At 63.0% G+C, this 6,371-nt stretch carries 5 protein-coding genes; 2 read left to right on the plus strand and 3 right to left on the minus strand.

What is annotated here, in order from left to right:
* Together G4D87_RS31410 and G4D87_RS31415 are read left to right on the plus strand one after the other, a co-directional pair.
* A partial coding sequence (locus G4D87_RS31410; RefSeq protein WP_163786378.1) for an AHH domain-containing protein occupies window positions 1-560 on the plus strand: 560 nt, incomplete at its 5' end.
* Between the two features lie 56 nt (window positions 561-616).
* On the plus strand, window positions 617-1,147 hold the full coding sequence (locus G4D87_RS31415; RefSeq protein ID WP_240358758.1) for an imm11 family protein: 531 nt from the start codon (window positions 617-619) through the stop codon (window positions 1,145-1,147).
* Between the two features lie 18 nt (window positions 1,148-1,165).
* Here G4D87_RS31415 and G4D87_RS31420 read toward each other — a convergent pair whose 3' ends face one another.
* The 3 genes from G4D87_RS31420 to G4D87_RS31430 all read right to left on the minus strand — a co-directional run.
* Complete coding sequence (locus tag G4D87_RS31420) at window positions 1,166-2,086, minus strand: DUF2381 family protein (RefSeq protein ID WP_163786380.1); 921 nt, start codon at window positions 2,084-2,086, stop codon at window positions 1,166-1,168.
* Window positions 2,087-2,184: 98 nt separating this feature from the next.
* Window positions 2,185-4,113 (minus strand): serine/threonine protein kinase, encoded by a 1,929-nt coding sequence (locus G4D87_RS31425; protein ID WP_163786381.1) that lies wholly within the window; start codon window positions 4,111-4,113, stop codon window positions 2,185-2,187.
* Between the two features lie 466 nt (window positions 4,114-4,579).
* On the minus strand, window positions 4,580-6,371 hold a 1,792-nt coding region (locus tag G4D87_RS31430), incomplete at its 5' end, for a DUF262 domain-containing protein (RefSeq protein WP_163786382.1).

Here is a 6,371-nt window from a genome sequence, read left to right on the forward strand (position 1 = left end):
GGGAGCTGTCCACGCATCCATGGTTCGCGGGGCCCTTCTCGCTGGCGGCGCACCACCTCATCTGCCTGGAGGCGCTGGACAATCCGAAATGGGCTGCCTTCTGCGCGCAGTTCGGCTACCACCCGGACCGGAACCGGAACGGTGTCTTCCTCCCAATGAAGATGGCGCTGGCGTGCCAGTTGGGTGTGGCGGTGCACCGGGGCAACCACGCCGAAGGCTTCGCCCATGACTTACACCTGCCGTACCCCAAGGCCGTGAAGAAGAGGCTCCGTGACCTTGAGCGGCGGGTGTCGTCGGGCGAGTGCTGCTCAAACCCGGACGCTCTCGCCGCGACTCTGGACAAGGTGAGCGCGGAGATTCTGAAAAGTATCGAGTCGGGCTTGTGGACGCTTACCCGGGATGGACTCGACTATCGGGTGGGCGGCGTGGGCTGTGGCGGCTTGCGGAGCATCAGCCAGAAACCCACTTCGGCACCATGCCCACAGGGACGCCATCACGGGCTGGCTCATGGCGTGACGAGACAGCCGCTGACCCCACGAGCCCTCGTCGTTGGAGCGTGACTGCCATGCAGAACGAATACTGCGTCCTGGAGTCTGTCGCCTCAAATGACTATCCCATGATGGATTGGGACGAGTTCTTCGTGGGGCTGGTGAGGCCCAGGCCTGTCAAGCCGTTGGGGCGTCCCGTCAAGCTCAGGCTGGGCAAGCCCATCCCCAGGAATCCCCTCATGGTGGACTTCCACGAGCTGCCCGAGCCGGTGTTCTCTCCTCGCTTCAAGGAGGCGCTGGAGCCGCTGGCCATCTACGGGGTGCAGTTCATCTCGGCGGATGTCCGAGTGACGCCTGATGATGTGAGACCCTATTGGATCATGCACGTCCATAACTGGATTGCCTGCGTCGACCGTGAGCGCTCGGTGCTGTCGCTCCATGACGACGGGGAGGTCCTCGGAGTCCGGAGGCTGGTGCTGGACGAGCGGGTGCTTCTGGAGATTCCGCTGGAGCGGCGGCTTGCGTTCTGCCTGTCGGAGACCCCCTCCACCCACGTCTTCCACCAGTCGCTGGTGGACCAGGTGCTGGCGCTGAAGCCGGAGGGGCTGCGCTTCATCCCCGTGAGCCAGTGGAGCGACGCTGCTGCATTCCAGGCGTGAGCCGATGCCTGCCCGCTTTCACGGCAGCATCACGCCCTGGATGATGGCCTTCCTTCCGCCCTCCGCCTCCCAGAGCTGGAGCGTGTAGGGCCCCTGGGAATACGTCCCCGCGACTTCCGCCTCCACGACCATGGAGAGCGTCTTGCCGGGCAGAATGGGCGACGTTGGCCACACCTTCAGCACCTTCAACTCCACACCCTTCCTGCCGACTAGGACCATCCGCGCGTCCTTGACCGTCCAGGGGGCCGAGCCTTCGGGATTCAGCAGGCGCATCGTCACCGCGACGCGCCCGGCGGCGCGGAAACTCAGAAGTGGTCCGTCTGGCAGCAGCGCGCTCGTGGGAGGGACTCGTACGCTCGCGCTGCTATCCATTGCCCTGAAGGCTTGGTCGTCAAGAAGTCCCGCGGCGTGAAGTCCCGCCAGCCCGCCGGGACCGGCGTTCTCGGCGCGGAGCCTGGCGTTTTCCTCGCGAAGTTGTCGCAGTTGAGCGTCCCGGTCCCGCAGCTCTTGGTGGTACGACTCCACGGTGCGTGTCTGCCGGTGGACGTCTACCAGTGACTCGGCCTGGGCGGGGTGGACCACCAGAAACAGGGTCGCGCTCGTCGGCGCGGCGCTGTCCTGGAAGCGCACCGTCAGCCTCAGCCGCTCTCCTGGAACCAGCTTCTCGGAGGGCACCAGCTTGAGGCTGCTGGAGCCAAGCTCCGCCTGCGCGAAACGCTCCGCGCCGTCGATCGCCATGGAGCCTGGAACGAGCGCTCCGTCGAAGTTGATGAGCGTGGTCTGCCCTGGGCTGACGCACACCTGGGCGGGAGGGGTCTCCGCCGTCGTCGTGAGTTCGACGTGGCGGATGCCCGTCTGGCACTGCGCAGAGCCCTGCTCCACCGTGACGTTCCCAGCGAGCAAGGCCGGTAGCAGCAACGAAAGGGACGAAGCGAGCACGAAGCGGAACCTCTGGCTGGATGCGTGGAGGAGACTCTCGTGGGGGAGCGCGGCGTGCCCTGGCATGCCCCCCCGCGCGGGTCTGGTCCGGAAGGTCCCTACTCGAAGTGGCTCACCGCGCGTAGGAAGCCCACGGAGAAGACCCTCGCGGTGCCTGGAGCATCCCCGGGCTCCATCTCCAGGCCCCGTTTACTCCCGGTGGTCAGCAACTCGAAGCAGACGGGAACCGTGCGGCCGGTGTCTTCCATCTGCACCTGGGTGAGTCGGCCGTAGACGCGGTCACCGAAGACGAGCCGGCCGGAGGCCACGGAGCCGTTCGGGATGCCGCCGAAGTCCCTTCCGACGATGCGGACTGACGTCCAGCCCTCGCGCACGATGAGGAACCGGTTGCCGCCGCCAAAGCTCCACGCCTCTTTGTCCCCCACATCAATGCCGAGCTGCGCCATCATTTCCACGGCTCCGGGCGGACACGGCTCCGGGGGCGGAGGCGCACGGACCTGGGCCCCCGGGCACCCCAGCAGCGTGCAGGCCGTGGCCGCCACCTTGAGCGCTTTGCCCGAGGTGCTGTGCGACGTGGGGCGCTGGGGCTTGCCATCCTGCTTCTGCGTCATCACGGGAGCTGGTTCCTTTTCCGTCCTCGCCGGAAAGGCGATGGCCGCGGGAATGAGGACCTCTGCGTGCGGCGCCGCGGCCCCGTTACTCTCCAGCGGCTGTGCCGGTGATGCCACTTTCCGGACAGGTGGCACACCTGTCCTCGCGTCACTCAGCGGCCCCTGCTTCATGTCTCCAAGGTATGTCAGCGCCACCATGCACAGCAGCGCCGCGAAGCCCAGCAGTACGCCGGGTCGCCCCGTGCGCTCTTCTGGCGTAGGTGGATGCGCAATTGGCGTCAGCGCAGGCAGTCTCGACGGCACCGGCGCCTGGTGGATATGCCAAGGCGGGGACGGCGAGTCCTCGGAGAGGGACATTGCCGGCGCGGGTGATGGGGTGACGGACTCACGGACGAGCCAGGGCCGCTGCCCCCGGCGCGGCGGGAGCTCCTCGCGCACCTCGTTGAACCACGCCGCTTCCTCGTCCGCATCGGGACCGGGCCGGGTGGTGAGGTTGTGCGCGTCGTGGCCGTCACACAGCGGCGCGTGCCAGTCCGCGCCCTCCCGCGTGAGCAGCTCGTCCAGGTGTTCCACCAGGGCCCCGGCGTCGGGCCTGTTCCCGGGCGCCTTGTCCAGCAGCCGCAGGCACAGCGCGCTCAGCGCCTCGGGCACGCGGCCATTGCGGACGCGCGGCGCCTCGGGCGGCTGGGAGATGACCGCCGCCTCGTCTCCCTCCATGCGCAGGGCGAAGGGCTTTCGTCCCGTCAGCAGCCAGTAGAGCACCACGCCCAGGGCATAGAGGTCGTCGGCCGCCGTAGAGCGGTAGTGCGCGTCGGGGCAATCGCGGTGCGCCAGGTGGAAGCACCAGGCCTCCGGGCTCAGATAGGCGCGTGTGCCCGGAGGGAGCGAGCCACCCGTGGCGCGCGACACGTCCTCGTGGCTGCCCACGCCCAGGTCCACCAGCACGGCCTCGCCATCCGCCGCGCGCACGAGGATGTTGGCTTCCTTCACGTCCCGGTGAAGCGCCCGGTGCTGGTGGAGCGCCCGCAGCGCTCGCGCCACGTCGCGCACCCGGAGCAGCACCGCGTGCGCGGACGGGTTCTCCAGGTCCGCCCAGACGTCCAGCCGCTGGCCATCCACGTACTCCATGATGATGACGAGGAAGCGAGGTGTCCGGTCCGGCCACTGCCAGTGGCCCAACAGCCGCACGACGTTGGGGTGCCGCACCTTCGCCAGCATGAGCAGCTCGCGCTCGCCCCACGCGCCCAGCCCCGCGCCCGTCAGCGGCAGCAGCTTCAGCGCATAGCGCTGCCCACCGCGCTCCGCGAGGTACACCTTGCCGAAGCCGCCCTGTCCGGCCAGCCCCAGCAAGAGGTATCCGCCCACGTCGTCGCCGGGCGTGGGCTCCGCTGATTGCGCTGTGTCGCGTGGGTGCATGGAGGTCACGCAGGGCTGCCATCACGGCGTGGGTTCACCGCCCGCGCGGCGGTCCGGCGGCTGGCGCCCCGGGGGATGCCGGGGCCTCGGCTGGATGGTATGACGCCGGAGCCTCGCGAGCCCCGCGAGGTCCGCCCCTCCCATGAACGAGAAGCTGGCCACAGCCATCGGAAGTGCCGCTCGCGCCGCCCGGGAACGCCTGGGCCTCACCCAGGTCGAAGTGGCGGGACGCATGGACCTCTCCCCCATCGTCTACAACCGGCACGCGCTGCGCCCCACTGCTGCTGTCCCATGCGATGATGAGCCGGGGCGTGACGCTGGAGCAATTGGAGGAGCGTATCCTCCTCATCGCGGAGGTGACCGCCCGTTCACGCCAGCAACGGCGCGAGCGTGAACGACGCAGGCGCGAAGCTTCACTCATGAGCGGCCGCTAAACCGGAAGCGGATGGAACGATGCCAGAGGCATTTAGCTACGACGAGTGGAGGGCGTTGGCTGGTTCTCGGCCGGATCCGAATCGGCAGGGGTATCCGCTTCCACTGCCTGGTCAGGTAGTTGGGGGTCAGGTGCCACGTGCGTCAAAGTGACGACAACGTTCTTTGCTGCTGTTGTGGTGACGAAGTCTAGGCCAAGGAATCGCGTTTTGGCTGCGATGTCACCCATGGGGAGACCCCATCTCTTTTCGATGAAGTTCAGGAGCCGAATGCCTCGTTCAAGAATGTTTTCAGCGGTCCATTCTTCGTAAGTGGCTGCCTCATTCTCGGAATATGAGCCATATCTGTAGCCGACAGTGGTCTCCGTTCCATCCCGTTTTGTTGGGAAAGGTAGATTCCCGAGTGCCGAATTCTTTGGTCTCGACAGTGCGAGCAAATTCCCTAGGGAGTGCTGCAATGTGCGCTTCTGGCGAGAGGTGAATTTGCTAAATCGAGAAGTCCAGTATTTGTCTCTGGCGCGCTGGGGGTAAATGTGCTCGACTGTTGCATAGTCGCTGTCATGGTCATCGGCGTCGAACTCAGGCCATGAAATCTTATCGCGAGATGACTTGCTGCGCTGCTTGAGTCCTTGTTCGTATTCAAATAGGAGATAGTTTATCCCAGGCCAGTTGTAATGTCCTTTGCTTGACCAGTCGTCCGACATTGTTCTTGTGGAGTTTCGGTTGATGTAGTTTTCGAGTATCTGGTTGATGCGTGCGGCTGTGGACTCGGCGGTTGCTCCAGTTGATGCAAGATCAGTTGCTAGTTCGGTGAAGTCGACGTGCTCGAAGTCTGCGACGTAGGGGCGGAATGCGCGGATGAAGATATATCGTTCAATGCTTCTGAGTAGCCTCGTGAGCGCGTCGGAGGGGGGGTTGGCCTGGATTGCTGCGACAATTAACGGCTCTGTGCGCTCCCAGCCCATGCGTGATATTTGTTTTAACACCGCCCGCTGCTCAAGTATGAAGTCACTGTCGTCTGGATTGTAAATCTCATAAAACGTCTTGACGCAGCGCTTGAGATCTTGGGCGTATTCGTAGACCGTTTCGAGGGTTAGGTTGATTTTGAATCGATTTTCTTCTGCTCCATTTATGTTCCTGGTTGTGAAAATCTCATTCAAGAGGATGTGTTTGTAGATGGTTTCGGGACGACGTCGAAAGGAGTGCCGAATTTCACGATCGGTTCCTTTGTCGGATTTCCTTCCGATGTAGAGTTGAAAGTGAATGAAGAGAAAGTGGTCGTCGCTGAGAGGGCTGTTTCTATTTTTGCCCAGGTAGTGATATGCGGTTTTCCAAGACTCATTGATGGCGGATCGAAGCTTTGTTCGTTCGACTGTGTCGGTGGTGATGAGTGTGGATATGAAGATGAGTCGGTTTTTGAGGAGTTCGAGATTTGAGAGTGGTTTTCCTCTGTTGTTCATGGTCTCGAAGGCAACGAAAACATCGATGCCTGGGGACATGGTGTATATGTTGAATAGAAAGTGTTGGGTTATCTTTGTGTAGACCGACTCTGTTTCTGTGTGTGACTTGCCTTTTAGTTGGGTGAGGAAGAATTGCTTGGCCGACTCTAGGTTGTGGGTGTAGATAGTGTCTTCGTCGGTGCTGTGTGTGTCTGATGATTCGAGAAAGATCTTTGTTTTTAGGAATTCGTAGCTTGGGTTGTCTTTTTCGTATCCAAATATGTACGATCTGCTGATCCCTTTGTCTTTGGATTCGAAAATAAACTTCTTCCGGATCTCCTCTGTTGAGGTGTAGTTAAGTTCTGAGGAGGAGCCAACGGTCTCCAGT

Origin of the sequence: Myxococcus vastator (assembly GCF_010894475.1) — a bacterium.
GTDB classification, from domain to species: domain Bacteria; phylum Myxococcota; class Myxococcia; order Myxococcales; family Myxococcaceae; genus Myxococcus; species Myxococcus vastator.

Coding starts and splice junctions, on each gene's coding strand:
- G4D87_RS31415 (WP_240358758.1), top strand. CDS start 617: ATGATGGATTGGGACGAGTTCTTCGTGGGGCTGGTGAGGCCCAGGCCT.
- G4D87_RS31425 (WP_163786381.1), bottom strand. CDS start 4,113: ATGCACCCACGCGACACAGCGCAATCAGCGGAGCCCACGCCCGGCGAC.